The following is a 25771-nucleotide window of genomic DNA, read 5'->3' on the forward strand; positions in this document are numbered from 1 at the left end:
TCCATGCCCGCAGAGTTCCCTGACTTCCGCCTCGGGAGCGTGTTGGCGACCAGCTTCACGGCGACCCTGACGGAGCGTCGTGGCGACCCTGTGGAGCGCATCCCCACGCCGCAGCGGCTCGTCGACTGGCTGGCGGTGAACGGCCTCGCCGTGGACTCCTGCACCACCGCCCAGCTCGACCTCGCGCGGGAGCTGAGGGAGTCGATCCACGCCGCCGCGACAGCGGCCGCGACCCACGACGCGCTCCCCGCGTCCGCCGTCCACGTCATCAACGAGCGCAGCGTCCAGGGCCGGGCCGCGGCCGTCCTGACGTTCGAGGGCGGCCGGGTGTGGCGACTCAGCTCGGCGTCCCGCGTGGAGGATGCCCTCGGCGTCATCGCCGCCGACGCGATCAGCATCATCTCCGGCGAACGAGACGGAAAGCTGGCCCTGTGCGCGTCGCCGACGTGCCAGGCCGCCTTCTTCGACACCAGTCAGAGCCGCACCCGCAGGTGGTGCGACATGAACACGTGCGGGAACCGGCAGAAGAAGGCGCGCTTCCAGGCCAACCAGCGCAAGCACGGGACCGCCGCGCGGGCGGGCGTCGCACCAACCCCTCGCGCGCCCGTCTGAGCCGAACCATAGGCCTGGCCCCGGCGCCGGCCAGGTGTCAGCAACCCGTTCCCGGCCTACGTCGTCCTGACCCGACGCCTACAGGCAGGAGCGCCATCATGACCAGCGCGTCCGCAGGCAGGGAGCACCACCAGCGCCGCGACCAGCTCTCGCCGGGCCAGCGGGCCGACCGCCTCAAGGAGCGCGTGTATGTCACCATCGCGGCGCTGGCGGTGGTGCTCGTCATGCGCGGCCATGCCGAGGGGATCGAGCCCGGCCGGGCGGCGTCCACCCTGCTCATCACGGTCGCCGCGGGCGATCGCGGGGGTGGTCGGCGCGGCCGGCCGGGCGGGTCTTCTCCCCGGCTGGACCCGGGAGTGTCGGTCCCGGCGGGCGACCTGGTGGCCGTCGTCGACCGGTTGACACGACGGCCGTCTCGGCGCGCGGACCTGCCCTGATGGTGCAACGATCGGCCGCAGCAACAGCGCTACCACGCCCCGGTGACGACCAGCCGCCGTGACTTCAGGAGGACATGAAGATGGCGCACGAGGGCACCGCGACGTCGGCGAACGCCACGACGAGCGGGACGACGAAGGTCTCGCTGCTGACGCTGACGGCGATGGTCGTCGGGTCGATGGTCGGCGCCGGCGTGTTCTCGCTGCCGCGCCGGTTCGCGCAGGAGACGGGCGTCATGGGCGCCCTCATCGCGTGGGTGGTGGCCGGCGCGGGCATGCTGATGCTCGCGTTCGTCTTCCAGCGCCTCGCGATGCGCAAGCCCGACCTCGACGCCGGCGTCTACGCCTACGCGAAGGCGGGCTTCGGCGAGTACACGGGCTTCTTCGCCGCCGCCGGCTACTGGGCCAGCGCGTGCGTCGGCAACGTCGTCTACTGGGTGCTCATCACGTCGACGCTGGGCCAGTGGATCCCCGCGCTCGGCGAGGGGGACACCGCCCTGGCGCTCGTGTGCTCCGCCGTCGGCCTGTGGCTGTTCTTCCTGCTGGTGCGGCGCGGGATCAAGGAGGCGACGGCGATCAACCGGATCGTCACGGTCGCCAAGCTCATCCCGATCATCGTCTTCGTGCTGCTCGCGCTGTTCGTCTTCGACCCGTCCGCCTTCGCGGAGAACTGGGGCGGGGCGGACTACGCCGGCTCCCTGTTCGACCAGGTGCGCGGCACGATGCTGGTGACGGTCTTCGTTTTCCTCGGCGTCGAGGGGGCGAGCGTCTACTCCCGGCATGCGAAGCGCCGCGAGGACGTCGGCCGCGCCACGATCCTGGGGTTCGTGAGCGTGCTCGCGATCTTCGCGTCCGTGACCATCGTTTCCTACGGCATCATGCCGATGGGCGAGATCGCCGAGCTGCGCCAGCCGTCGATGGCGGGCGTGCTCGAGGCGGCCGTCGGCGACTGGGGCAGCGTCTTCGTCGGCGTCGGGCTGATCATCTCGGTGCTCGGCGCGTACCTGGCGTGGACGCTGATGGCGGCCGAGGTGCTGTTCGTGGCCGCCAAGGACCGCGACATGCCCCGCTTCCTCGCCCGCCAGACGGACCAGGACGTGCCGGTGAACGCCCTCCTGCTGAGCACGTCGCTCTCGACGGTCGTGCTGGTCCTGACGTACTTCTCCGAGGACGCGTTCGACTTCGCGCTCGACATGACCGCCGTCATGACCCTCATCCCGTTCCTGCTCGCGGCGCTCTACGCCGTCAAGCTCCGCGCGACGCGCGAGACCTACGACGGCGCTCGCCCCGCCACGCTGCGCGGGGACATGGTGGTCGCGGTGCTCGCGACGGCCTACACCGCGTTCCTGGTCTTCGCGGCCGGGATCGGCCTCCTGCTGGTCTCGTTCATCTTCTACGCCCCGGCCACGATCCTGTTCGTCATGACGCGTCGCGAGCAGCGGCGCAAGGTCTTCACCCCCGCCGAGCTGACCCTGTTCGTGGTGGTGGTCGCCATCGCGGTGGTCGCCGTCGTCGGGCTCGTCACCGGGTGGATCTCGATCTGACCCCACCGCGCCGTCACCGGCTCGGCACTGTCGTCATCTCCGCCGACGAAAGGTTGCTCTCCCATGACCACCGCCCCGTCCACGCAGACGTCCCGCGCCCACGGCGTCCACTCGGAGGTCGGCCGGCTCCGCAAGGTGCTGGTGTGTGCGCCGGGCCTCGCGCACGAGCGGCTCACGCCCACGAACTCCGACGAGCTGCTGTTCGACGACGTCATGTGGGTGGAGTCCGCGCAGCGCGACCACCTGGACTTCGTGAACAAGCTGACCAACCGGGGCGTGGAGGTCGTGGAGCTGCACGACCTGCTGGCGCAGACGATGGCGATCCCCGAGGCCCGGGACTGGCTGCTGGACCGCAAGGTGGTGCCGAACCGCGTGGGGCTCGGCCTCGTGGACGGCACGCGGGCGTACCTCGAGTCGCTGACGGAGCGCGAGCTGTCCCGGTTCCTCGTCGGCGGCCTGTCGACGCACGACCTGCCCGCCGAGTTCCGCTCCGACTACGTGAACCTGGCGCGCGAGTCCACGGGTACCCCCGAGTACCTGCTGCCCCCGCTGCCCAACACGCTCTACACGCGCGACACGACGTGCTGGGTCTACGGCGGGCTCACCATGAACCCGCTGTACTGGCCGGCGCGCAAGGACGAGACGCTGCTGATGAAGGCGATCTACGCCTTCCACCCGGAGTACGTGGGCTCCACCGTGTGGTGGGGCGACCCGGAGCAGGACTGGGCCCAGGCGACCATCGAGGGCGGCGACGTCATGCCGGTCGGCAACGGCACCGTGCTGATCGGCATGAGCGAGCGCACGTCGCGGCAGGGCATTTCCCAGCTCGCCAAGGCGCTCTTCGACGCGGGCGCGGCCGAGCAGGTCGTGGTGGCCGGGATGCCGCGCCTGCGCGCGGCGATGCACCTGGACACCGTGTTCACGTTCGCGGACCGCGACCTCGTGACCGTGCACCCGACGATCGTGAACGGCATCCACTCCTTCACCCTGCGCCCGTCCGACAAGACGCCGGGCGTCGAGGTGACGGACGAGGGCGACACCCCGTTCGTCGACGTCGTGGCCCGGTCGCTCGGGCTGCCGCGGCTACGGGTGGTCGAGACCGCCGGCGACGCGTACGCGTCCGAACGCCAGCAGTGGGACTCCGGGAACAACGCCGTCGCGCTCGAGCCCGGCGTCGTGTTCACCTACGACCGCAACACGCTGACCAACGCCGCGCTGCGCCGGGCCGGGGTCGAGGTGATCACGATCGTCGGCGCCGAGCTGGGTAGGGGCCGCGGCGGCGGGCACTGCATGACCTGCCCGATCGTGCGCGACCCGCTGGACTGACGGGCGGGTCGCCGCCAGTATGTCCCCCCATGACGACAGCGCTGGTGCTCATCGACCTCATGCCCCGCATCGTGGGGCTGCCCCTGGAGCCGTACTCGGGCGAGGACGTGCTGCGCCGGTGCCGGCAGCTCGCCATCGCCGCCCGCGCCCGCGGCGATGTCGTGGCCCTGGTGTGCGTCGACCGCCCGGGGGTGGACGAGCAGCCGCCGGGCAGCGACCTCGTGGAGGGCCTGGCCGAGCCCGACGACGTGCTCGTGGTGAAGCACGCCGTCGGCGCCTTCCACCACACCGACCTCCACGGCCGGCTCCAGGCCCGCGGGGTCACCTCGCTGGTGCTCGCGGGCCTGGTCACCACCATGGGCGTCGAGTCCACCGCCCGCTCGGCATCCGACCTCGACTACGAGCTGGAGTTCGTCGAGGACGCGATGTCCGGCCTCGCCGGGGACGAGCACGAGATGGCGGTGCGCCGCACGTTCCCGCGCTTCGGCCGGGTGCGCACCACCGCCGACTACCTCTGAGCACGAACTTGCACGAACCGGGCGGAATACCCGTGGCCCAGGTCACTGTTCGACCCGTCGTGACCCTGCTGACGCGCGCCGCCTCGTTCCTGCACGAACTCGACATCCTCGACACCCTCGCGGCCGCGACGGCCGTGCAGGTCGTCTCCGCGCGCGAACCCGGCCGGCCGCAGCGCGGCTGGGTGGTGCAGCTGGGACACGACCTGTACGTGCGCTCGTCGCCCGACGCGGTGCGGCACGCCGGTGGCGGGCGGGCGCACCTCCAGATCGACGGCACCCGCCAGCCCGTCGTGCTCGCCGAGGTGGCGCCGGAGCTGCACTCCCTGCTCGACGACGCTTACGTGGCGAAGTACGGCCGCTGCGCGCCGGAGAAGGTCGGCGAGGTCACCTCCGACCGCGCCGCCGCGGGCACGTTCCGTGTGCGGCTGCGGCGGCCGTCCTGGTCGGAGCGGCTCGAGGCCGCGCTCGACTCCGCGCGCGCGTGGCGCGGTCAGCGCGCCGAGGTGCCCTGCCCCACCTGCTGAGGTCGGTGCGCGGCGAGCGGCGCCGCCTCCTCGAGGCGGGCGTCGAGCATCCGCACCGTGGCGTCGACGGTGGCCAGCGTGGGCGCGTCGTGCGAGACGAGGAGCGTGGCGGCGCCGGACTCGCGGGTCAGGCCGGTGATGAGCTCGACCACCTGCGTGCCGCGCTCGTGGTCGAGCGCCGACGTGGGCTCGTCGACGAGCAGCACCTCGGGCCGCCGGACCAGGGCGCGCGTGGGGTCGCCGCGTGGTGCGGGTGCACGACCGGTCGGTCGACACCCCCCGCGGGGCCCGGTGGCCGGACGCCGCGTGGATCGGCGGCTGCGTGGCCGTGGGTGGTGCTGCTGTGGCTCTCGCCGGCGGCGTTGTGGATCGCGTTCCCGCTGATGCTGCTGCAGATGCACGTCCTCGGGCCGCACCGCGGTGTCGTCGCGGTGGCGCTGACGACGGTGCTCGCCGTGGCCGCCGGCGGCGCACGGTCGAGGAGCTGACGCAGGCGCGCCAGCACCACGCCCAGGCCGAGCGGGAGCGCGCGGTCACGGACGAGCGCGCCCGGCTGGCCCGGGACATCCACGACACGCTCGCGCAGTCGCTCTCCGCCATCGAGCTGCTGCTGCGGGCCGCCGACGACGCCATCCGCGCCGACGACGAGCGGGCGTGCGCCCTCGTCGGCCAGGCGCGCGACGCGGCGCGGGACCGCCTCGCCGAGGCGCGCCGCGTGGTCCGGGGACCTCACCCCGACCGACCTCGAGCGCACCACGCTGCTCGCGGCGCTGCGGACCATGGCAGACCGGACGGCGACCGCCTACAACGACACCAGCGGCATCGATCTCACCGAGGCCGCGAGCGTGAAGATGCAGCTCAACGCCACCAGGACCTGGCCGGCGACATCTGCACAAGGTCAGTCTTCCGTCACCGGGTGACGGCGCGTGCCGAGTGCCGCTCAGCACGGGAGTCCGGCAGGCCAGATGCGTCGAGCGGGTCGGGATCGGCGGGCGAGATGAGCGTGCGGCCGGTGAGGTCGACAGGGTCGGCGACGGGGTCGCGGGACACGCGGCCGGTGGGTGACGTCCAGACGAGCGTGCCGTCGGCGTCCTGCCGGGCGTGCCAGCGCGTCTCGTGCTTCAGCACATGGTGGCGACGACAGAGATGCGCCAGGTTGCCCGCGACGGTGCGACCGCCGTCGGCCCACGCGACGGTGTGGTCGACGTCGCAGCGGACGGGCGGGCGGGTGCACCCCGGGAAGCGGCACGAGCCATCGCGCGAGCGTAGGTACGAGCGCAACGCCGCCGGGACGGTGTAGGTGCCGGCGTCCGTGGTCTGGGCCGCACCGGAGAACGGATCCACCAGCAGCCGACGCAGCGACGGAGCCTCGGCCGTCAGAAACGACGCCATCCCCGGGTCGATCGGGCCGTGCCCGGCCAGCTCTGCCGGGTCGTCCGACCGGCCAAGCAGCGCCAGCACGGGCACCGTGACCTGTACGCGCGGGGCGATCCTTCGGGCGTGGTCGGCGAGGTCTGGCACGAGGCCCGCGGACAGCTCCGCAGCCAAGTCGGTGGCCGGGTCAGTGTCGACCGCCGGTGGGCCCGAGGTGTCCGGGGCGCGTGTGTCCTCGGCGCCGGCGAGCAGCAGGGCGGCGCACGCATCGGCACGGAGCTGAGACAGGGTGCGGTGGTCTCCCACCTCCCGGGCAGTGCGGGCGGTGGTGGTCAGGCGGTCGAGGGCGGCGTGGGCGGTGGTGGCTGGCAGGTAGGCGCTGAGCCAGGCCATGCCGTCGGCGGCCGGGTCGACGAACACGGCGCGCTTCGCCGCCGCCTTCGCGTGCCGTGCTGTGAACGGCTCGGGGTGCGCGCGGTCCCGGGCCCGGCGCAGGCAGGTACGGAACTGGGCCAGGGTCGTCGTCGCCGCCCGGGGTAGGGCCTCGGCCTGCACGGCCGCCCTTGCCTGGGCGTCGGGGAGGTCGGCGAGCACGTCGGCCATCGCCGTCGCGTGGCGGGCGCCGATCCGCCCGCGGCGAAGCTCGGCGAGCGTGGCCGACCCCGACGAGGTCAGGGTCTGCGCCGTCTCGACCAGGTGCTCTGCCTGCTGCTCGCCGACGTGCAGCGTGGTCGCGACGTCCGCCGCGAACGCCCGCCGTGCCAGCTCGTGCTGCCGGGACGTGCCCGCGCGCAGCACCCGGAGCTCCTCGCCCGCCAGCAGGTCAGGCTCGCACCGGACGGCCGCGCGGCGCGTCCGCTCCACGGCCAGGAGCTTCTCGCCCTCCAGGGCGTTGATCCGGGCCTGGACCCGCGCCACGTCTTCGAGCGCGGCCGAGACGTCGTGCACGGTCGTCGGGCCCGTGGGCGAGAGCATGTCGTCCCACGGCGTCGTGACGACCGGCAGGTCGTCGACGACGCTCTCGAGCACTCCGGTCATGCGTCGTCCACCTCCTCGTCGCGACCCACGCAATCGAACACATGTTCGACTCTAGCGGTCGGACGATCATCGCACCAGGCCCGATGCCCGCCTGTGGACAACCTGTCGCCGGCAGGAATCGCGTTGCCCGCTGCGCCGACGGTCGGGCAGAGTCCCGGTCATGACGATCCGCTACCCCCGACCCCTGCGCCCCGGCGACACGATCGGCGTGACCGCGCCGTCGTCGGGCGTCCCTGCCCCGCTCCAGGGCCGGCTGCGGCACGCCGTCGAGGTCGTGCGAGCGCAGGGTTATGACGTCCGGGTCGGCGCGACCGCGACGGGGGAGGGGATCGTCAGCGCCCCCGCCGACGTCCGCGCCGCGGAGCTCACGACCATGCTCACCGACCCGGCCGTGCGCGCCGTGGTGCCGCCGTGGGGCGGGACGCTCGCGGTCGACCTGCTGGGGCGTCTCGACTGGGAGGCGCTCGCGGCCGACCCGACGTGGCTGGTCGGCTACTCGGACGTGTCCACCGTGCTGCTGCCGCTCACGCTGCGCACCGGCGTCGCGACGCTGCACGGGCAGAACCTCATGGACACCCCCTACGACGTGCCCGACGGCCTGCTGGGCTGGTGGGACGTCGCGGCCGCGGAGCAGTCCGCCGCGCCGGGCGCCGCGCTCGTGCAGCGCTCCCCGCGCCGCTTCCGGTCCGACGGCTGGGACGACTGGGAGGCGCACCCCGACGCCTCGACCTGGACCTTCGACGACGCCGGGTCGTGGCTGCGGCTCGACGCCGGCGCCGGCGCCGAACCGGACGCGCCGGTCGACGTCTCCGGCCGGCTGATCGGAGGCTGCGTGGACACGGTCGCCCTCCTCGCCGGCACGCCGTACGGCGACGTGCCGCGGTTCGCCGCCGAGCACGCGCCCGAGGGCCTGGTCGTCTACCTGGACATCTGCGAGTGGCGCGCGGACGACGTCGGCCGGGCGATGTGGGCGATGCGCCACGCGGGTTGGTTCGACGCCGCGCACGCGGTGCTGGTCAGCCGCACGCACGCCCCCGCCGCCGACGGCTTCACCCAGCACGACGCGGCCCGCGACGCGCTCGGCGACCTGGGGATCCCGGTGCTCGGCGACGTCGAGTGCGGGCACATGCCGCCGTACCTGGCCCTGGTGAACGGCGCGCTCGCGCGCGTGCAGCACGGCCCGGACGCGTCGGTGATCACGCAGCACCTCGTGGCGTGAGGGCACGGGTCGCCCGCGCGAGCGGGTGAGATTCCGGAGCGTCATCTGGGCGTCGTGGGGCGTTCACCTGCGGTTCCGATCCTGAGGCAAGGATCCGGACGGGCGCAGTCCGCGCCCCGACGAACCGGAGGAACACATGACGAACGGAGCGACCTCCCGCCACCACGACCCGAGGGCCCGCGCAGCGCGGGCCCTCGCGGGGTGCGCCGCCGCGGGCGCCCAGGACGCCGCGACCCCGGCCTCCGCGACCCCGGCCGCCTCGTCAGCCTCCGCGGTCCGTACGGCCGTGCCCGTCGACGCGGCCGCGGCGGCCGGGCTCGCCGGGGTGCTCGCCGGGACGACGGGGGTCGTGCTCGACCTCAGCTCCTGAAGGGCGGTGACGGCGCCCGCGGGCGCCGGCAGTCCGGGAGGGCCTCAGCAGTCGGGGAGCATCCTGGCGACCTCGGGAGACGCCTGCGCCACGATCGCGCGGGCGGAGTCGCCCAGGGTGGCGAGCTGCTCGGGAGTGAGGGCGTCGACGACGAGTCGGCGGGCCTCGGCCACGTGCCCGGGCGCGGTCTCGCGGAGCTTCTCCGCGCCCGCCTCGGTGAGAACCGCGGCCGTGCGCCGCCCGGCCTCGTGGCACTCGCGGCGCTCCACCCAGCCCGCGCGCTCGAGGCGGGTCACCGCGTGCGACAGCCGCGACGGCGAGACCTGGGTGAGCGCGGCGAGGTCGGTCATGGGCAGCAGCTTCCCGGGGGAGGTGTCCAGGCCGACGAGGACCTGGTACTCGAACGTGTTCATCCCCGCGTCGCGCTTGAGCTGGGCGTCGAGCGCGGCCGGCAGGGTGAGGAGGAGGGCCATGAGCGCCTTCCAGTCCTGCGACTGGTCGGCCGTCAGGGACGGCACAGCGGTGTCCGTCGTCAAGGTCATGCCCTCGACCCTACCCGTGCCCTTGAATGTTCAAGTCGGTGTGGGTTACGTTCGCCTTGAACATTCAAATGGCGCCCCGGGCAACCGGCGGCGCACCTTCGCGAGGAGCACCCGCATGACCGTTCTGCGTATCGACGCGAGCATCCAGGGCCCCCGGTCTTCGAGCAGCGCGCTCGCCGACCACGTCACCGAGCAGATCGCCGCCGCGCGCCCGGACGAGACGGTCCGCACCCGGTACCTCGGTGCCGACCCGCTCCCGGCGCACGCCTGGGCGGCCGCCATCGCCGGCGCGCAGCTCCCCGAGGCGGAGCGCAGCCCCCAGGAGGCCGAGTCGATCGCGCTCGCCGCGGAGCTGGTCGAGGAGCTGCGCGAGGCCGACGCCGTCGTGCTCGCCTTCCCGCTCTACAACTGGGGCGTGTCCCAGCACGTCAAGACGTGGGTCGACCTGGTCATCGCCGGGGCGGGCGCGGCCGCCACCCTGCTCGACGGCATCCCGGTCGTCCTGCTCACCACGCGCGGCGGGGCCTACGGCCCCGGAACGCCCAAGGAGGGCTGGGAGCACAGCATCGGCTACCTGCGCCGCATCCTCGAGGACGTCTGGGGCGCGGACCTCACCGTGATCGAGCGCGAGCTGACCCTGGTCGGCGTCAACCCCGCGATGGACGGGCTCGAGGAGCCGGCCGCGCTGGCCCGCAAGCAGGCCGAGGAGGCCGCCGCCGCGGCCGGCCGCGCGCTCGCCACGCGCTGAGCAATGCTCGGACGGGCCGCGGTCAGGAGTCCTGGCCGCGGCCCCGTCGCGTCCCGGGAGCGCGGAGCGGCTCCGTGGTGAACAGCCCGCGGTGCAGGATCTCGCGCACCTGCTGGCCGCGCGGCGCGTCTGTCGCGCGGTCCTCGACCGCGAGCGCGGACATCGCCATGGGCAGCGCGAGCATGACGTGGCGGGTCGTGACCCCGGGATGGACGACGCCGGCCGCCAGACCGCGCTCGAGGAGCGGGTCGAACGTCTCCGCGGTGCGCCGCGCGAGGTCATGGAAGTCGGGGGTCTCGCTGTGGGCGATGAGCAGGGCGAGCGAGGGTGACGCCACCTGCACGTCGAGCACGAAGTGGAAGAGGTCGACCACGTCGTCGTCGCTGCCGGTCAGGTCGGCGGCGCGGGCCTCGATGTCGGCGACGTTCTGCTGCAGGACGGCGGAGGCGAGCGCCTCGCGGCTGACGAAGTGGCGGTGCAGCGTGGTGCGGCTGACCCCGGCGGCGACGGCGATCTCCTCGAGCGGCGCGTCGGGGCCGAGGGCGGCGAAGGTGCGGCGCGCGGCGTCGACGAGGAGCTCGCGGTTGCGCGTCGCGTCCCGTCGGGTCGGTGCCTCGGCCATATGGCGAGGGTAACGAGGGCGGTCGGCCCAGGCCCGGAGGCAGAAACGTACGTTGATGTACGGTTTTGTTGCGGGAGGTGACACCGCCCCTCGCGCCCGACTTCGTGCCACCGACGAGAGGCCCGACTTGACCGCCACGACGACACCCCCGGCCCTGCACGCTGACCTGGGCTTCGACCCCGACGCCCTGCGCGAGAAGTACCGGCAGGAGCGCGACCGGCGTATCCGCCCGGACGGCAACGCCCAGTATCGCCGGGCCGCCGGCGAGTTCGGGTACTACGCGAAGGACCCCTACACCCCGCGAGCCGAGCGCGAGGCGCTCACCGACCGCGTCGAGGTGCTGGTCGTGGGCGGCGGCTTCGGCGGCCTGCTCACGGGCGCGCGGCTGCGCGAGGCCGGTGTCGGGTCGGTGCGCATGATGGACGAGGCCGGGGACTTCGGCGGCACCTGGTACTGGAACCGGTACCCGGGCATCCACTGCGACATCGAGTCGTACGTGTACATGCCGCTGCTGGAGGAGACCGGGTACGTGCCGCGGTGGCGGTACGCCCCCGGTGAGGAGATCCGGCGGCACGCCGTGCGGATCGCCGAGCAGTACGGCCTGTACCGCGACGCCGTCTTCCACACCCGGGTCACCGAGCTGACGTGGGACGAGGACGCCGCCGAGTGGCTCGTGCGCACCGACCGGGGCGACGCGATGCGCGCCCGGCACGTCGTCGTCTCCTCGGGCACGCTCTCCCAGCCGAAGCTGCCCGGTATCCCCGGCATCGAGGACTTCCGCGGCCATACCTTCCACACCAGCCGGTGGGACTACGGCTACACCGGCGGGGGCGGCGACGGCGGACTCACCGGCCTGGCGGACAAGCGGGTCGCCGTGGTCGGCACCGGGGCCACGGGGCTGCAGGCCATCCCGCACGTCGCCCGCGACGCGCAGCACCTGTTCGTCTTCCAGCGCACGCCCTCGTCGGTGGACGTGCGCGACAACCGCCCCACCGACCCGGAGTGGGCGGCCTCGCTCACTCCGGGCTGGCAGCGCGAGCGCATGGAGAACTTCCTCGCGATCCTCGCGGGCGAGGAGGTCGACGAGGACCTCACGCGCGACGGCTGGACCTCCACCGCACGCCTGCAGCGCAAGATGATCAGCGGCGCCGTCGACACGACGCTCGACCCCGAGGAGCGAGAGCGGCTCGACGAGCTCGCGGACTTCGCGAAGATGAACGAGATCCGGGCCCGGGTGGACGACGTCGTCGACGACCCCGCCATCGCCGAGGCGCTCAAGCCCTGGTACCGGTACATGTGCAAGCGCCCCGGGTTCAGCGACCAGTACCTGCAGGCGTTCAACCGGCCGGACGTCACCCTCGTGGACACCGCCGACCACGGCGGGATCACGCGGATGACGGAGACGGGCGTCGTCGTGGGGGACCCGGGCTCGGAGGTCGAGTACGAGGTGGACTGCGTCGTCTTCGCCACGGGATTCGAGACGGGCGTCTCCGGCGTGGTGTCGGGCACGCTCCCGGTGCACGGCCGCGGCGGCACCCCGCTGCTCGAGGCGTGGGGCCGCGGCCCGCGGACCCTGCACGGCTTCTACTCCCACGGCTTCCCCAACCTGTTCCACCTGGGGACCATGCAGAACGCGAACTCCGTGAACTTCGTGCACATCCTGTCCGAGCAGGCCGGCCACATCGCCGCCGTCGTCGCCGAGGCGCGCAAGGCCGGCGCCCGCTACGTCGAGCCGACGGCGGAGGCCGTGCAGGGCTGGTGCGACACGATCGCGGAGGTCGCCGTGGACAACGTCGACTTCCAGGCCGAGTGCACGCCCGGCTACTACAACGCCGAGGGCAGGCCGCGCTCTCGTGTGAACGGGTTCAGCCCCGGCCCCGTCGCGTTCCACCGGGTGCTCGCCGAGTGGCGCGAGGGCGGCATGGACGACGTGCTCGTGATGCCCGTGGGCCAGGTCGACCGGGCGGAGGGCTGACCGGTGCGCAGCACGAACAGTGACCGCTCCGGCCGCCCGATCGCCCTGGCGGTGACGGCTGCCCTCGCGCTGCCGCTGGCCGGGTGCGCGGCGTCGCCCGGTGGGTCCGAGGAGGGGGCGGCCGCCGTCCCCGAGCAACGGACCGCCGAGCGCGTGCTCCAGGTGACCTCGGTGCACGACGAGACGGGGATGACCCTGCTCGAGGGCCCGACGTTCGGCGAGGACGGCAGGCTCTACCTCGTCGACGTCACCGCGCCCGCGGGCGACCCCAAGGTGATGGCGATCGACCTGGGGTCGGGCGACGTGAGCCCGGTGTTCACCGACGACTCCGGGGTGTACACGTCGGCACAGTTCGGCCCGCACGACGGGCGGCTGTACCTCACCGACTACGCCGGCGGCCGGGTCATCAGCGTCACGCCCGATGGCGAGGACCCGCAGGTGGTCGCCGAGGGCGAGGTCGACGGTCGCACGACGCAACCGGACGACCTGACGTTCGACGACGCCGGGAACATGTTCGTCACGGACTCGGCGTACACGACGTACCCCGACGCCGAGGCGTCGGGGCGGGTGCTGAGGTTCGACCGGGACACCGGCGATGCGACCGTGCTTGCCGACCACCAGCCGAACCCCAACGGGATCTCGTTCGACCTCGACGGCGGCGCGCTCTGGGTCAGCCAGCTCGACGCGAACCACATCGACCACCTCATCCTCGACGAGGGCGGAACCGCCGTGACGTCGGGGCACACGGCGATCCACGTCGACGGCGGCACGACGCAGACCGACTCCAACGCCGTCGACGCGGCGGGGAACGTCTACCAGGGAGTGCACGGCGAGCCGCGCATCCTCGTCTACTCCCCGGACGGCACGCCCCTGGCCACGATCGCCGTCCCCGCGGCCGACGAGGGCCTCGAGTCGGCGACGAACCTCGCCATCCGGCCCGGCACGACGGACGCCTACGTGACCGTGAGCGGACCCGCGGGCGGCTTCGTCTATCGGTTCGACGCGCTGGCCGAGGGGGTGCGGCAGTCCAACGGGGGCTGACGCGGCGCCCGCCCGAATGCGTGGCGGCCCGTGCCGGTACGGTGCGGCGATGACCATCGCGCTGCTCGGCGACCACGGCGACCACACCAGCCACCGGGAGCTCGACGCCCTCGTGCCGCGGCTCGCGGACGAGCTCGGCGTCGAGGCCGTGTGGGTGCCGACCGACTCGCCGTTCGACGTCGCCGCGTACGACGGCCTGTGGCTCGTGCCCGGGTCGCCGTACGCGGACGACGCCGCCGTGCTGCGCGCGATCACCGCGGCCCGCGAGGGCGGCGTCCCGTTCCTCGGTACGTGCGCCGGCATGCAGTACGCGGTCGTGGAGCTCGCCCGGAACGTCCTGGGCGGCCCCGCGAGCCATGCCGAGGCCGACGGCGAGGCCGACGACAACGTCGTGGCGGCCCTCGCCTGCTCGCTGTACGGCGAAGAGCGCGTCGTGACGCCGGGTCGCGGGCACGCGGTTCGCGTCGTGGGTCGCCGAGCCGTTCGTCGGCATGCACTACTGCCAGTACGCGCCGACGCCGGAGGCCGTGCGGGCCCTGGAGCGCGCGGGCGTCGTGGTCGGCGCCGTCGCGGACGACGCCGGCGCCGAGGTGCTCGAGCTGACCGGCCACCCGTTCTTCGTGGCCAGCCTCTTCCAGCCCCACCTCGGCGCGTCCGCGGGCCTGCCGATCCACCCGCTCGTGCGGGCCTTCGTCGAACCTCTCTGAGCGCGCCCGGCCCCGGGTCGTCAGCGCGCGGCCCAGGGGCGATGATCGAGCGGTGGGCCCGGCGGACGGAGGTCCGGGATGGGCGAGTACGGCACCGACGACGACGCCGCGGACTTCGCGGCGCTGCTGCGACGCTGGGGCGCCGCAATCGTGGCGAACGACCCGGGCGCCATCGAGGAGTTCGTCGACCCCGGCTGGACGATCGTCGGGGTGGACGGCGAGGTCCAGGAGCGCGCCGGCTTCCTCACGCTCGTCGCCTCGGGGGACCTGGTGCACTCGGAGCTGTCGTCCGAGCTGATCGCGGTGCGCGTGCACGACGACGTCGCGGTCACGCTCGGGCGGGGCGTCTCCGCGGGGACGTGGCGCGGGTCGCCGTTCCGCGACGAGGAATGGTCGGTCGACACGTTCGTGCACGACGACGCCCGGTGGCGCTGCGTGCACACGGTGGTGCTCCCGGCGGGCCGGTGAGGTCTCAGGCGTGGAATGCGCGCCCCATGACCTCGCGCGCTGGGCCCGTGCGGTCGAGGAAGCCGACGTCGCCCGCGAGCAGCTCCCGCGCGGCGGTGACCAGCCCGGACAGGGCGTCCCACGCGAACGTGCCGCCCACGGAGATCCGTGCGACGCCCGCCTCCGCGAGCTCGGCCGGCGTGGGCCCGCCCGCCAGCAGCAGGGCGTTGACCGGCCGGTCGACCTCGCGGCACAGCGTCGCGATCTGACCGGCCTCGCGCAGCCCGGGCGCGTAGAGGACGTCTGCGCCGGCCTGCTGGTACGCCTGCAGCCGGTCGATCGTGTCCGCCTGGTCGCCGCGGCCGTGGAGGTGGTTCTCGCAGCGCGCGGTGAGGACGAGGCCGCCGCCCGACGCTTCGGCGGCCGCCGCGACCCGCTCGACGGCGAGGGAGCGGTCGTAGATCGGGTCGTCGGTGCGACCCGTGTGGTCCTCGATCGAGCACCCGGCCAGGCCCGTCCCGCGCGCGTCGGCCACGGTGCGCGCGACGTCGGCGGGGGAGTCGGCGAAGCCGTTCTCCAGGTCGGCGCTCACCGGCAGGTCGACGGCGGCGACCAGCGCCGCGGCGTTGTCGAGCGCCTCGGCACGGGTGACGGCGCCGTCCGGCCGCCCGAGCGTGGCCGCGAACCCGCTGCTCGTCGTCGCGAGCGCGGTGAACCCGAGAGAGGCCAGGATCCGCGCGGAGCCGGCGTCCCAGGCGTTGGGCAGCAGCAGCGGGTCGCCCGGGCGGTGCAGGGCGAGGAAGGCGGACGCGACGGGGGACGACATGCCGCCGACGCTAGCCACGGCCACCGACGCCCGGCCCGGGGCCTCGCCCGCGGCGGGGACGGTCGCTAGGCTCGGGCCTCGTGACGTGCCGATCCGACCGCGGCGCCGGGAGCGCCGCGTGAGCCGCGAACGCTTCCCGCGCTGGGTCTACGAGAAGGGCACGGAGCCCGACCCCCGGTTCTCCCTCGCGAACGAGCGGACCATCCTCGCGTGGATCCGCACGTCCCTCGGCCTCATCGCGGGCGGCACCGCGCTCGAGGCGCTCGACCTGCCGATGGAGCCGCGGCTGCGGTTGGCTGCGGCGATCGTGCTGCTGGTGGCCGGCGCCCTCGTCCCCGTCGTCTCCGCGATCGAGTGGGCGCGCACGGAGCGCGCGATGCGCGAGCACGGGGCGCTCCCCGGCGCGCTCACGGGGTTCGTGCTGGTGGTCACCGTCTGCGTGGTGGGCATCCTCGTCCTGCTGGCGCTGCTGCTGCGATGACCCAGCAGCGATGACCTCCGACCCGCCGCTCGTCGGCCCCGACCGCGACCGCGGGCTCCAGGCGGAGCGTACGGCCCTCGCCTGGCGCCGCACGCTGCTGTCGTTCGCCGCCGTCTGCCTGGTCGCGGTCCACGCCCTCCCCGGAGTCGAGGCGCCCCTGGCCCTGGCGCTCGTCGCCGCGCTCGCGCTGGCCGCCGTCCCGCCCCTGTGGTGGTTCACCAGGCGCCACGCCCGCCACACGAGCCAACACCTGGCCAGCGACGAGCCGCGGCTGCGGCACGGCCGCCGCATCGCCCTCGTCTGCGCGGGCACCTGCCTGCTGGCGGTCGTGGGCCTCGTGCTGGTCCTGTCCTGAGCGGTCGCCGGGCTGCCGACCCGGCTGCCTCGACGCACCCGGTTCGACGACACCGAGGGACCGTGCGATCTCGACGTCGGACAACGTCGCGAGGGGTCCTCGCCGGGGAGTTGTATCACTCCGTGCAGGAGTGCCGGGGAGTTATATAGCTCCCCAAGCCGCGGGCATCGCACCGTGACCTGAACTGCCGTGCGTCAGCTGGTTGCGCTGGTCCACTCGGCGGCGACCTGGGCGCAGGCCTCCCGGTGGGCGGGGTCGACCACGAGCACGAGGCTCCCGGCGTGGTCGCTGTACTGGACCTCGACGTTCACGCCGGCGTCGGCCAGGAGGCCCGCGACGGTACCGAGCTGGCCGGGGGTCTCCTGGTCGAGGCGCAGCGTCACGACGTCGCGCGCCCGGGCCGCGCCGAGCCCGGCACGCTCGACGGCGGCCAGCGCCGCGTCGCCGTCGGTGACGAGGTAGTGCGCGACGGCGGTGCGGCCCGTGGCGAACACCCCGCCGCCCTCGAGGCTCACGCCCGCGGCGCCGAGGGCGCGTCCGAGGGCGGCGAGGGCACCGGGGCGGTGTTCGAGGACGACCTCGAGGTCTTGCAGGCGGGCGGTGGGTTGCGTCATGCGCCGGACCCTAGGCCGGGAACGGTTCGGCGATGGCCGAACCGTCGTCGTCCTACGGTGGACGGATGAGCGGACGGACGAGTGCGGGCGCGGGCCGGGGAGTGACCGGCGTGGACTTCACGGTGATCGGGCAGGCGCTCGCGGCGCCGGTGCGCTCGACGGTCCTCAACCTCCTGATGGACGGGTCCAGCCGCCCGGCGAGCGAGCTCGCGACGGCGGCGGGCGTGCGGCGCTCGACGGCGAGCGAGCACTTCGCGGCGCTGGTGGAGGCGGGGCTCGTCGTCGCGGAACCCCGCGGCAGGCAGCGGTTCTACCGGCTCGCCGGCGCCGGGGTCGCCGCCGCGCTGGAGGCGCTCGGGGAGCTGTGCCCCCCCGCCCGGGTGGTGAGCCTGCGGCAGTCGGGGGAGGCGCGCCGACTGGCGCGGGCCCGGCTCTGCTACGACCACCTGGCCGGCCGGCTGGGGGTGGCGCTCCGCGACGCGATGGTGGCGCGGGGCTGGCTCGACGGCGACGGGCTCGCCGTCACCGCCGACGGAGAGGACGGCCTGGCTGCCGAGGGGGTCGATGTCGACGCGCTCCGCCGGGCCCGACGCCCGCTCGTCCGTGCCTGCCCCGACTGGACCGAGCGGCGCGAGCACCTCGCAGGCGCCCTCGGCGTCGCCGTCGCCGGCCGGTTCCTCGAGGCGGGGTGGGTGGAGCGACGCGGGACGACGCGCGGGCTGGTCGTCACCGACGCCGGGGTGGCCACGCTCGCCGATCGCTGGCACGTGGGGCGGACGGAGCTCGACGTCGACCGGTCCTGAGGCGTGTGCCGCGGACGGTTGCCCGTGACATCGCGACGCCGTCACCAGCCCCGACGGGCGCGCTCAAGGGGCGGGCACGCAGGAGTGGCCGTAGGTTCGAGGCGGACGCGGCGCGCGTCCGTCCTTAAGAAAGGAGCAGCACCGTGACCATCTCCGGCATCATCACCGCGATCATCGTCGGCGCCATCATCGGGGCCCTCGGGCGGCTGTTCGCGCGCGGGAAGCAGAACATCTCGATCATCGCGACCATCCTCGTGGGGATCGTCGCGGCACTGCTGGGCACGTGGATCGCGGACCTGATCGGCGTGAACGACACAGACGGGTTCGACTGGTGGGAGCTGCTCTTCCAGATCGTCCTGGCCGTGATCGGCGTGTCGATCGTCGCCGGGATGGGGGGCCGCAACAAGCCGCGGCAGCCCTGACACCAGTCGGGGCCTATGCGGCGGTGCCGAAGTCCTTGCGGCGCCGGGTGCCCTGCGCGACGGCGCCGTCGGGGACGATCGCGTCCTGCGGAACCATCGTGCCAGCGGGGACGCGGCTGTCGGCGCCGAGCCGGGCACCGGAGCCGATGCGGGCGTCGTCGCCGACCACGCTGCGCACGCCGACGTGCACGTTCTCGTCCACGCGCGCGCCGCGCCCGACGACGGCGTCCACGTCCACCCAGCTGAAGCTGCCGACGCGGGCGTGCGCGCCCACGCGGGCACCGGCCTCGACGTAGGCGCCGGCCTTGATGGTGGCGTCGGGGTGGACGCTCGCGTGGGGCGAGACATAGCCCTCGCCGTTGTCATGCCGGAGGTAGCGGGTGAACCGCCCCGGCTCGTACTCGATCTCGACCTTTCGGGGGATGCGTCGCAACGGTGCTCCTCGTTCGTCGTGCTAGGGGTCTTGTGACATAACGCGCAAGGGGGCCGGGGTGTTCCCGAACGATGGCCCCGGGCACTTCGACGAGCCGTGCGGGGAAGAGGCATCTTCGACAGATCGGGCCGGTCGCCGGGTGGGCGACCGGCCCGCGACGGGTCGGGTTAGCGCTTACGCGCCTTGACGTCCGTCTCGGCAGTCCTCTCGCGCTTCTGCGCGCGTTTCTCCTTCAGACTGAGCGACGGTTGCTTCTTCGAGCTCTTGGCCACGTGAGTTCACCTCCACTCGCCTCCAGGTGGGTCGTGAACCGGGCACCATAGCAACTTCCGGGCGACGATGGGCGATCCCCGCGTCTCCGCAGGTCCGAGGCTGCCTCAGCCGCGGGACGACCGGGACGACCGGGCGGAGCGGGCCGCTGCCACCAGCTCGCGGGCGCGGGCGTCGGGCAGGTAGCACCGCACCAGCGCGAGGCCGACGAGCGGCAGCGTCGCCGGCTCGGTCACGACCAGGTAGAGCGGCACGTTCCGCGGCTGGAACTTCAGCTTGAAGCGGTGCAGCGACTCGAACCCGTACAAGGGCTCGAGCCGCTCCGCGAGGCGGTCGAGGACCGCGTCGAGACCCGCGGGGGAGGGCTCGTCCCCGCGCGCGAGCGGGCTGCCGGACAGGGAGGCCACCTGGATCCCCTCGTCCCGGAACTCCGTGAGGGCGGACCCGATGAGCAGCTCCATCGTGTAGCGGAACGAGTCGGGCGCGCGCCGCATGACGTCGAGGGTCCAGGCCGCGACCTCGCCGCCGGGCGCGTGCACGGGCAGCCAGCTCGTCACCCCGTGCACCCGCCCCTCGCCGTCGACCGCGAGGCCCACCCGCACCTCCGGGTCGAGGGCCTCGCGGACCCCGCCGAGCGTGAAGGCCATCTCCGGCAGGTCGCTGTCGCCCAGCCAGGCCTTGGAGATCGCCTGCACCTGCGCGAGCGTCTCGGGCGGCTCGTCGGCCAGCCGCACCAGCCGGTGCTCGACGCCGTGCTTGGTGGCCTGGTTGAGCGCCGTGCGCACGTCCTGCCACTTCTTGCCCCGGAACTCCAGCCCCGGCAGTTCGATCACGGCCTCCTGGGCCACGGGCACCAGCGTCCAGCCGCGCGCCCGCCCGATCGACGCGACCTCCTCGCTCGCGGAGACGAAGCACGACCCGGACCCAGCCGCCGTCGCGGACTCGACGAAGGCGTCCACCAGCTCCGCGCGGCCGCCGGGACCGTCGCCGACCGGGTCCGTGAGGACGACGACGACGCCGGCGTGGGCCTGGTAGGCGACGTACCCGTCGCGGCCCTCGGGCGTCCAGCGCTCGCTGCCGTCCCAGGTCGTCATCCAGGACAGCCGTTGGCTCGCCCCGAGGCGCCGGAGCGCGGCCCGTGCGTCGTCCTGGTCGAGGTAGGCCGCGGCCGGCGGCCGCGCGTGGCGGCGGGCGCGGAACGACGACCGGCGCACGACGAGCAGGGTCAGCGCGCCGGCGTCGAGCAGCAGCATGAGCACGTACAGCGGCTCGACGCGGTCGGCCGCGGCGGTGGTCACGACGAGCAGCGCCTCGGAGACCGCGCCGAGCACGGTGAGCACCACCGCCACGAGCCACCAGGCGCGCCGGCCGCGCAGTAGCCCGACGGCCAGCACCAGGTCGACGACGACCACGAGGATGCCGGTCGGCCAGTCGTCGCCCGCCATGGCGCCGAGCGGGCCGACCGTGGGCCCGGCGGCGAAGCTCGTGAGCATCACCAGCAGGGCCGAGATCGCGAAGTACCCGGCGGCCGCCCCCCGGTCCCGCTGCATGCGCCCGGCGCGGGTGCGGCGGCCCAGTCTCGCGCCCAGCAGCGGGCGGGCGATCACGAGCCCGGCCACCCAGCCGACGAGGTGTTCGACGTCCGCGATCCCGCCCTGGGCCACGAGGAGGATCAGCACGTAGGCCGCGATCAGGGCGCTCACGCGGAACCGCCACGGGGGCGCCAGGCTCAGCACCGCCACGGTCACGGCTCCGACGACGCCCGCGCTGAACCCGACGTCGCGCACCCCGGCCAGGCGGTCCGCCCAGCCCCAGTCGGTGCGGGCGAGGAGCGCGATCCCGCCCGCCGTCCCGACCACGCCCACGAGCTGGCAGGTGACCGTCGCGATGACCGCGCGCCGGGTCCCCAGCCGATGCTCCGCCCAGCCGACGAACACGAGGAACACCCCGGCGACGGACAGGTAGCCCCGGGGATCGAGGGCGAAGAGCGAGCCCGTGACGGGAGTCCACCAGCGGCCCTCGGCGAAGGCTGGGGCGCCGAAGGCGACGTTCTGGAACCACGAGTGGTCCGCGAACGGCGACCACAGCGCGCCCGTGACGACGCCGAGGACGAGCACCACCCCGATGACGCCGAGCGTGAACGGGATCCGGGCCGCCGTCCGGAGCAGGCGTGTCGGTGTCGAGGCGGCCGGGCGTGGCGCCGCGGGTTCACCGGCGGCGTCGGAACTGGTGGCGTCGGAACTGGTGGCGTCGGACACGTAGCTCCCCTGCTCGGATGGGTGCATCATCCCGTGGCCGGCGCCACGGCGCCCGTCCGGCCGGCACCCTGGTTGGCCGCGCACGGTGCCGATCCGGGAGGATCGGCGGGTGAGTGTCGCGAGGACCGGCAGACGCCGGCTGAGATGGGGCCTGGGCATCGCCGGCGGCGTGGTCGTGCTGCTCGCGCTGCTCGCCGTGCTGGTGTGGAACGGGGTCCTGTGGCCCAACCGGTTCGCGGCGGACCGGTACGCCGTGCGCGGCGTCGACGTGTCGGCCTACCAGGGGGAGATCGACTGGCCGGTGCTCGCCGACCAGGACGTCGACTTCGCGTTCATCAAGGCCACAGAGGGGTCGAGTCACGTGGACGAGCGGTTCGCCGCCAGCTGGGACGCTGCCCGTGACACCGACCTCCTGGTGGGTGCCTACCACTTCCTCAGCTTCGAGAGCCCCGGCGCCGACCAGGCGCGGCACATGATCGACACCGTGCCCGCCGCCGCCGGCTCGCTCCCGCCCGTGGTCGACGTCGAGCTGTACGCAGAGTTCGTCGCCGACCCGCCGTCGGGCGACGAGCTGCGCGGCATCCTCGACCCGATGCTCGCCGCCCTCGAGGAGCACTACGGGGTGGCCCCGATCATCTACACCACCCAGCAGATCCGGGCCGACTACCTCGGTGATGACTACGACGACTTCCCCCTGTGGATCCGCTCGGTCGCCAGAAGCCCCGAGCTGCCGCGGCGGGACTGGGAGTTCTGGCAGTACTCCGACCGCGACACCCTGCCGGGGTACGACGGCGAGGAGGACCACATCGACATGAACGTCTTCGACGGCACCCTCGACGACCTGCGCGCGATGACCCTCCCCGCCGGCTGAGCTCGTCGAGCTCGTCGAGCTCGTCGGTCGAGCCTGTCGAGACCACGACTCGGTCTCGACAGGCTCAGCCAGCGAGCGGTGGCTCGACAGGGGTGATCATCGCTGCGGCGACTAACGTCGCTGCGTGCAGCAATGGACCTGGCAGGCAATGATCGGCGTGACCTTCGGGGTGCTCGTGTTCTTCGGGGTGCTGATCCCGGTGCTCCTGATGCAGCAACGTCGGTACGGGCGGCTCGACGCGCGGCGGGTGCTGGGGGCGGCGGCGCTCGCGGTGTACGTCGTGACCCTGGTCGCGTACACACTGCTGCCGCTGCCGTTGGGCGACCTCGCGCAGTGGTGCGCCGCCCACGGCGTGGCCGGCGCCGAGCTGGCGCCGCTGCACTCGCTCGACGACATCCGTCGGGACACGGCGGGGCTCGGCACGCTCGCGACCCTGCGCAGCACGGCCGTCCTGCAGGTGGCGTTCAACGTGCTGCTGTTCGTGCCGTGGGGCGTGCTGGCTCGGCGCTACCTCGGCTGGGGCGTGCTCGCCTCCACGGTGTCGGCGCTGCTCGTGTCGGCGGCGGTCGAGAGCGTGCAGTTCACCGGCGTCCTCGGCCTGATCCCCTGCTCCTATCGCGTCGCCGACGTGGACGACGTGCTGGCCAACACCCTCGGCGGCCTGCTCGGCGCGCTCGTGGCGCCGGTCGTGCTGCGCTGGATGCCGCAGGCGCGGGAACTGGCGGCGGCACGCCTGGATCCCCGGCCGGTGACGTTCTGGCGCAGGGTCCTCGGGATGGCGGCCGACCTGGCGGCGGCGACCGTCCTGGGGGTGGCGCTGCAGCTCGCGTGGCGGGTGGGGCTCCTCGTCTCCGGCCGGGACCTCCCGTCGACCACCACCTGGGCCGACGCGCTGCTCGTCACGGTGCTGCCGGTCGTGTTCGTCTTCGGGCTGCCGCCATGGTTCGGGTCGGGGGCGTCGCTCGGTCAGCGGGCGGTGTGGCTGGAGCCCCGCTGGCCCGACGGCGACGGGAAGCTCGCGCGCGGCTCGCGGGGGCAACGCGTCGCCCGCGGGTACGCGCTGCTCGGGCTGTACGGGCTGCTGGGGATCGTCGAGGCCGTGCCCCCCGGCGACGCCTCGAACGCGTGGGCGGGCACGCTGCAGCACGCGGTGGCCCTCGCCGCGCTGGTCGGCGTGCTGGCGACCCGCGACCGGCGCGGGCTGTCCTGTGCGCTGACCGGCGCACGGCTGGTGGACTTCCGGACGGGTGACGGTGGTGTGCGGCAGACCGGCACGGCGCCCGCCGTGGGAAGAGCGGCCGGGTGATACTGCCCGGATGGCCGACTGGAATCAGCAGATCATCGAAGAGTTCCGCGCGAACGACGGGTCCGTCACAACCATGGGGATCGGGCGCAGGCTGGTGCTGCTGCACCACCGGGGCGCGCGCTCGGGTACCGAGCGCGTAGTCCCCCTCGGGGCGATCCGTGACGACGAGAAGTCATGGCTCATCGCGGCCTCCGCGGCGGGCAGCCCCGCGAACCCCGCGTGGTACCACAACCTCCTGGCCCACCCCGAGGTGAGCATCGAAACCCCGGACGACGGCGTCGTCGAGGTGCGCGCCGATGAGCTCCTGGACGACGCCCGGGACGAGGCCTGGGCCCGGTTCAAGGCGATGTCCGACGGCATCGCAGGGTACGAGCGCAAGACGTCGCGGGTCATCCCGGTGGTGCGCCTCACGCGTCGCTGAGCCGGCTCGCCTGGACGCACCTCCGACGGCGCGTGCTCATCTGTGCCGTTCAATGTGCTCGTCTGTGCTCGTTTGCTACGTTGGGGTTCCCGCACCTCGACCGAGCAAGGACGCACCATGACTGCACTCAGTGCCGACACCGTGGCCTCCCTGGCGGACGGCGACCTGCCGCTCGCCGTGCCGGCGTACGACCGCTCGCGGCTGCGCGCCGGGATCGTCCACCTCGGGGTGGGCGGGTTCCACCGCGCGCACCAGGCCATGTACCTGGACCGGCTGATGAGCCGGGGCGAGGCATTCGACTGGGCGATCTGCGGCGTCGGGGTGCTGCCGCACGACGCCCGCATGCGCGACGCCCTCACCACCCAGGACGGCCTGTACACGCTGGTGCTCAAGCACCCGGACGGCACGCTGGAGGGGCGCGTCATCGGGTCGATCGTCGAGTTCCTGCTCGCCCCCGACGACCCGGAGGCGGTGCTGGAGAAGATGGCGTCGCCGGAGATCCGCATCGTCTCGCTCACCGTCACCGAGGGCGGCTACAACGTGAACCCGGTGACGGGGGAGTTCGACGCTGCCGACCCGGCCGTGCAGGCGGACCTGCAGCCCGGCGCCGTGCCCGCCACGACGTTCGGGCTGGTCACCGAGGCGCTGCGCCGTCGTCGTGACCGCGGGATCACGCCGTTCACGGTGCAGAGCTGCGACAACATCCAGGGCAACGGCGATGTCGCGCACCGCATGTTCGCGGCCTTCGCCCGGCTCAAGGACGCCGACCTGGCCGCCTGGATCGAGGAGCACGTGCCGTTCCCCAACTCGATGGTGGACCGCATCACGCCGGTGACCACGGACGAGGACCGTGCCATGGTCGCCGAGCGCTTCGGCGTCGACGACGCGTGGCCCGTGGTCGCCGAGCCGTTCACGCAGTGGGTGATCGAGGACCGCTTCGTCGGCGGGCGGCCGCGCTGGGAGACCGTCGGCGCGCAGCTGGTGGACGATGTCGAGCCGTACGAACTGATGAAGCTGCGCCTGCTCAACTGCAGCCACCAGGCCCTGTGCTACCTCGGCTACCTGGCCGGCTACCGGTACGCGCACGAGGTCTGCGCCGACGACACGTTCGTGCGGTTCCTGCGCGACTACATGGCGCGCGAGGGCGAGCCGACGCTGAAGCCCGTGCCCGGCGTGGACCTCGAGGAGTACGAGGCCACGCTGATCGAGCGGTTCGCGAACCCGCACGTCCGCGACACCCTGGCCCGGCTGTGCGCCGAGTCGTCCGACCGGATCCCGAAGTGGCTGGTGCCCGTGGTGCGGGCCAACCTCGCCTCGGGCGGCGAGATCCACCGCTCGGCCGCCGTCATCGCGGCCTGGGCGCGGTACGACGAGGCCGTCGACGAGCAGGGCGAGCCGATCGAGATCGTCGACCGTCTCGCCGACCGGCTGAAGACCGCCGCGGCCCGCCAGGGCGACGACCCGCTCGCCTTCGTCCGCGACGAGGAGCTCTTCGGCGACCTGGCGTCCGAGCCGCGGTTCGTGGCGGCGTACACCGCGGCACTCGACTCCCTGCACACGCTGGGCGCGCGGGCGACGGTGGAGGCGCTCGTCGCCGGCTGAGCTTGTCGAACCCACGACTCGTCGGTCGAGCCTGTCGAGACCACGACTCGGTTTCGACAGGCTCAACC

The 25771-nt window shown here is 73.7% G+C and carries 31 protein-coding genes and 2 pseudogenes; 25 read left to right on the plus strand and 8 right to left on the minus strand.

Annotation, left to right across the window (positions count from 1 at the left end; translation table 11 throughout):
- Window positions 1-3 precede the first annotated feature (3 nt).
- The 6 genes from AC1C2V_RS15235 (at window position 4) to AC1C2V_RS15260 (ending at window position 4958) form a co-directional block, all read left to right on the plus strand.
- On the plus strand, window positions 4-612 hold the full coding sequence (locus AC1C2V_RS15235; RefSeq protein ID WP_495390483.1) for a CGNR zinc finger domain-containing protein: 609 nt from the start codon (window positions 4-6) through the stop codon (window positions 610-612).
- Window positions 613-710: 98 nt separating this feature from the next.
- A complete protein-coding gene (locus tag AC1C2V_RS15240; protein ID WP_495390484.1) occupies window positions 711-1049 on the plus strand; it encodes a hypothetical protein in 339 nt (112 codons plus the stop codon).
- An 80-nt stretch (window positions 1050-1129) separates the two neighbouring features.
- Window positions 1130-2590 (plus strand): basic amino acid/polyamine antiporter, encoded by a 1461-nt coding sequence (locus AC1C2V_RS15245; RefSeq protein ID WP_495390707.1) that lies wholly within the window; start codon window positions 1130-1132, stop codon window positions 2588-2590.
- 63 nt (window positions 2591-2653) lie between these two features.
- Window positions 2654-3916, plus strand: coding sequence for an arginine deiminase (locus AC1C2V_RS15250; RefSeq protein WP_495390485.1), 1263 nt, complete (start codon window positions 2654-2656; stop codon window positions 3914-3916).
- A 29-nt stretch (window positions 3917-3945) separates the two neighbouring features.
- A complete protein-coding gene (locus AC1C2V_RS15255; protein WP_495390486.1) occupies window positions 3946-4434 on the plus strand; it encodes an isochorismatase family protein in 489 nt (162 codons plus the stop codon).
- 59 nt (window positions 4435-4493) lie between these two features.
- Window positions 4494-4958, plus strand: coding sequence for a DUF2255 family protein (locus AC1C2V_RS15260; protein ID WP_495390487.1), 465 nt, complete (start codon window positions 4494-4496; stop codon window positions 4956-4958).
- Here AC1C2V_RS15260 and AC1C2V_RS15265 read toward each other — a convergent pair.
- Entirely contained in the window at window positions 4925-5164 is a 240-nt protein-coding gene (locus AC1C2V_RS15265) for a hypothetical protein (protein WP_495390488.1), read from the minus strand. The two genes, AC1C2V_RS15260 and AC1C2V_RS15265, sit on opposite strands and share 34 nt — an antisense overlap.
- A 126-nt stretch (window positions 5165-5290) precedes the next feature.
- Between AC1C2V_RS15265 and AC1C2V_RS15270 the strand changes: the two genes are divergently transcribed.
- The 3 genes and pseudogenes from AC1C2V_RS15270 to AC1C2V_RS15280 all read left to right on the plus strand — a co-directional run bounded on the left by AC1C2V_RS15270 (window position 5291) and on the right by AC1C2V_RS15280 (window position 5878).
- Window positions 5291-5446 (plus strand): hypothetical protein, encoded by a 156-nt coding sequence (locus AC1C2V_RS15270; RefSeq protein ID WP_495390489.1) that lies wholly within the window; start codon window positions 5291-5293, stop codon window positions 5444-5446.
- Window positions 5447-5511: 65 nt separating this feature from the next.
- Window positions 5512-5682: pseudogene (locus tag AC1C2V_RS15275) on the plus strand (histidine kinase); the annotation flags it as partial.
- 55 nt (window positions 5683-5737) lie between these two features.
- Entirely contained in the window at window positions 5738-5878 is a 141-nt protein-coding gene (locus AC1C2V_RS15280) for a hypothetical protein (protein ID WP_495390490.1), read from the plus strand.
- On the opposite strand, the gene AC1C2V_RS15285 is transcribed toward AC1C2V_RS15280, so the two are convergent.
- Window positions 5868-7370, minus strand: coding sequence for an HNH endonuclease signature motif containing protein (locus AC1C2V_RS15285; RefSeq protein ID WP_495390491.1), 1503 nt, complete (start codon window positions 7368-7370; stop codon window positions 5868-5870). The genes AC1C2V_RS15280 and AC1C2V_RS15285 overlap by 11 nt on opposite strands.
- 160 nt (window positions 7371-7530) lie before the next feature.
- Here AC1C2V_RS15285 and AC1C2V_RS15290 point away from each other — a divergent pair, with 160 nt between their 5' ends.
- Window positions 7531-8589: a S66 family peptidase gene (locus AC1C2V_RS15290; RefSeq protein ID WP_495390492.1), complete on the plus strand. Its 1059-nt coding sequence runs from the start codon at window positions 7531-7533 to the stop codon at window positions 8587-8589.
- Window positions 8590-8725: 136 nt separating this feature from the next.
- Window positions 8726-8959: a hypothetical protein gene (locus tag AC1C2V_RS15295; protein ID WP_495390493.1), complete on the plus strand. Its 234-nt coding sequence runs from the start codon at window positions 8726-8728 to the stop codon at window positions 8957-8959.
- A 44-nt stretch (window positions 8960-9003) separates the two neighbouring features.
- On the opposite strand, the gene AC1C2V_RS15300 is transcribed toward AC1C2V_RS15295, so the two are convergent.
- Window positions 9004-9501, minus strand: a complete 498-nt coding sequence (locus AC1C2V_RS15300) for a MarR family winged helix-turn-helix transcriptional regulator (protein WP_495390494.1) — start codon at window positions 9499-9501, stop codon at window positions 9004-9006.
- A 115-nt stretch (window positions 9502-9616) separates the two neighbouring features.
- Between AC1C2V_RS15300 and AC1C2V_RS15305 the strand changes: the two genes are divergently transcribed.
- Window positions 9617-10249: an FMN-dependent NADH-azoreductase gene (locus tag AC1C2V_RS15305; RefSeq protein ID WP_495390495.1), complete on the plus strand. Its 633-nt coding sequence runs from the start codon at window positions 9617-9619 to the stop codon at window positions 10247-10249.
- A 22-nt stretch (window positions 10250-10271) separates the two neighbouring features.
- On the opposite strand, the gene AC1C2V_RS15310 is transcribed toward AC1C2V_RS15305, so the two are convergent.
- Window positions 10272-10871 (minus strand): TetR/AcrR family transcriptional regulator, encoded by a 600-nt coding sequence (locus AC1C2V_RS15310; protein ID WP_495390496.1) that lies wholly within the window; start codon window positions 10869-10871, stop codon window positions 10272-10274.
- A gap of 127 nt (window positions 10872-10998) precedes the next feature.
- On the opposite strand from AC1C2V_RS15310, the gene AC1C2V_RS15315 reads away from it, so the two are divergent.
- The 5 genes and pseudogenes from AC1C2V_RS15315 to AC1C2V_RS15335 all read left to right on the plus strand — a co-directional run bounded on the left by AC1C2V_RS15315 (window position 10999) and on the right by AC1C2V_RS15335 (window position 15062).
- The gene (locus AC1C2V_RS15315) at window positions 10999-12846 is read left to right on the plus strand and encodes a flavin-containing monooxygenase (RefSeq protein ID WP_495390497.1); all 1848 of its coding nucleotides are present in this window, start codon (window positions 10999-11001) and stop codon (window positions 12844-12846) included.
- Between the two features lie 3 nt (window positions 12847-12849).
- Window positions 12850-13887, plus strand: coding sequence for an SMP-30/gluconolactonase/LRE family protein (locus tag AC1C2V_RS15320; protein ID WP_495390498.1), 1038 nt, complete (start codon window positions 12850-12852; stop codon window positions 13885-13887).
- Between the two features lie 49 nt (window positions 13888-13936).
- Window positions 13937-14341: pseudogene (locus tag AC1C2V_RS15325) on the plus strand (glutamine amidotransferase-related protein); the annotation flags it as partial.
- A 37-nt stretch (window positions 14342-14378) separates the two neighbouring features.
- Window positions 14379-14594, plus strand: coding sequence for a hypothetical protein (locus AC1C2V_RS15330; protein WP_495390499.1), 216 nt, complete (start codon window positions 14379-14381; stop codon window positions 14592-14594).
- A gap of 78 nt (window positions 14595-14672) precedes the next feature.
- The gene (locus tag AC1C2V_RS15335) at window positions 14673-15062 is read left to right on the plus strand and encodes a nuclear transport factor 2 family protein (protein ID WP_495390500.1); all 390 of its coding nucleotides are present in this window, start codon (window positions 14673-14675) and stop codon (window positions 15060-15062) included.
- A gap of 4 nt (window positions 15063-15066) precedes the next feature.
- Here the strand turns inward: AC1C2V_RS15335 and AC1C2V_RS15340 are convergent, their stop codons facing one another.
- Window positions 15067-15867: an isocitrate lyase/PEP mutase family protein gene (locus AC1C2V_RS15340; protein WP_495390501.1), complete on the minus strand. Its 801-nt coding sequence runs from the start codon at window positions 15865-15867 to the stop codon at window positions 15067-15069.
- 118 nt (window positions 15868-15985) lie between these two features.
- Here AC1C2V_RS15340 and AC1C2V_RS15345 point away from each other — a divergent pair, with 118 nt between their 5' ends.
- Complete coding sequence (locus tag AC1C2V_RS15345) at window positions 15986-16348, plus strand: YidH family protein (protein WP_495390502.1); 363 nt, start codon at window positions 15986-15988, stop codon at window positions 16346-16348.
- A 10-nt stretch (window positions 16349-16358) separates the two neighbouring features.
- Window positions 16359-16703 carry a DUF202 domain-containing protein gene (locus AC1C2V_RS15350; RefSeq protein ID WP_495390503.1) on the plus strand — a complete coding sequence of 115 codons (345 nt, stop codon included), beginning with the start codon at window positions 16359-16361 and terminating at the stop codon, window positions 16701-16703.
- Window positions 16704-16897: 194 nt separating this feature from the next.
- Here the strand turns inward: AC1C2V_RS15350 and AC1C2V_RS15355 are convergent, their stop codons facing one another.
- Window positions 16898-17317 carry a hypothetical protein gene (locus tag AC1C2V_RS15355; protein ID WP_495390504.1) on the minus strand — a complete coding sequence of 140 codons (420 nt, stop codon included), beginning with the start codon at window positions 17315-17317 and terminating at the stop codon, window positions 16898-16900.
- A gap of 65 nt (window positions 17318-17382) precedes the next feature.
- Here AC1C2V_RS15355 and AC1C2V_RS15360 point away from each other — a divergent pair, with 65 nt between their 5' ends.
- Complete coding sequence (locus tag AC1C2V_RS15360; protein WP_495390505.1) at window positions 17383-18120, plus strand: metalloregulator ArsR/SmtB family transcription factor; 738 nt, start codon at window positions 17383-17385, stop codon at window positions 18118-18120.
- 143 nt (window positions 18121-18263) lie between these two features.
- Window positions 18264-18542, plus strand: a complete 279-nt coding sequence (locus tag AC1C2V_RS15365; RefSeq protein WP_495390506.1) for a GlsB/YeaQ/YmgE family stress response membrane protein — start codon at window positions 18264-18266, stop codon at window positions 18540-18542.
- Window positions 18543-18555: 13 nt separating this feature from the next.
- Here AC1C2V_RS15365 and AC1C2V_RS15370 read toward each other — a convergent pair whose 3' ends face one another.
- The gene (locus tag AC1C2V_RS15370; RefSeq protein ID WP_495390507.1) at window positions 18556-18975 is read right to left on the minus strand and encodes a transferase; all 420 of its coding nucleotides are present in this window, start codon (window positions 18973-18975) and stop codon (window positions 18556-18558) included.
- 377 nt (window positions 18976-19352) lie between these two features.
- Window positions 19353-21503, minus strand: a complete 2151-nt coding sequence (locus AC1C2V_RS15375; protein ID WP_495390508.1) for a bifunctional lysylphosphatidylglycerol flippase/synthetase MprF — start codon at window positions 21501-21503, stop codon at window positions 19353-19355.
- A 109-nt stretch (window positions 21504-21612) separates the two neighbouring features.
- Between AC1C2V_RS15375 and AC1C2V_RS15380 the strand changes: the two genes are divergently transcribed.
- The 4 genes from AC1C2V_RS15380 (at window position 21613) to AC1C2V_RS15395 (ending at window position 25703) form a co-directional block, all read left to right on the plus strand.
- Window positions 21613-22374: a GH25 family lysozyme gene (locus AC1C2V_RS15380; protein WP_495390509.1), complete on the plus strand. Its 762-nt coding sequence runs from the start codon at window positions 21613-21615 to the stop codon at window positions 22372-22374.
- Between the two features lie 124 nt (window positions 22375-22498).
- Entirely contained in the window at window positions 22499-23680 is a 1182-nt protein-coding gene (locus AC1C2V_RS15385) for a VanZ family protein (protein WP_495390510.1), read from the plus strand.
- Between the two features lie 10 nt (window positions 23681-23690).
- On the plus strand, window positions 23691-24101 hold the full coding sequence (locus AC1C2V_RS15390; protein ID WP_495390511.1) for a nitroreductase/quinone reductase family protein: 411 nt from the start codon (window positions 23691-23693) through the stop codon (window positions 24099-24101).
- 117 nt (window positions 24102-24218) lie between these two features.
- Complete coding sequence (locus tag AC1C2V_RS15395; protein ID WP_495390512.1) at window positions 24219-25703, plus strand: mannitol dehydrogenase family protein; 1485 nt, start codon at window positions 24219-24221, stop codon at window positions 25701-25703.
- Window positions 25704-25771: the final 68 nt, after the last annotated feature.

The sequence above is a fragment of the Isoptericola sp. Y541 genome (genome assembly GCF_059445465.1).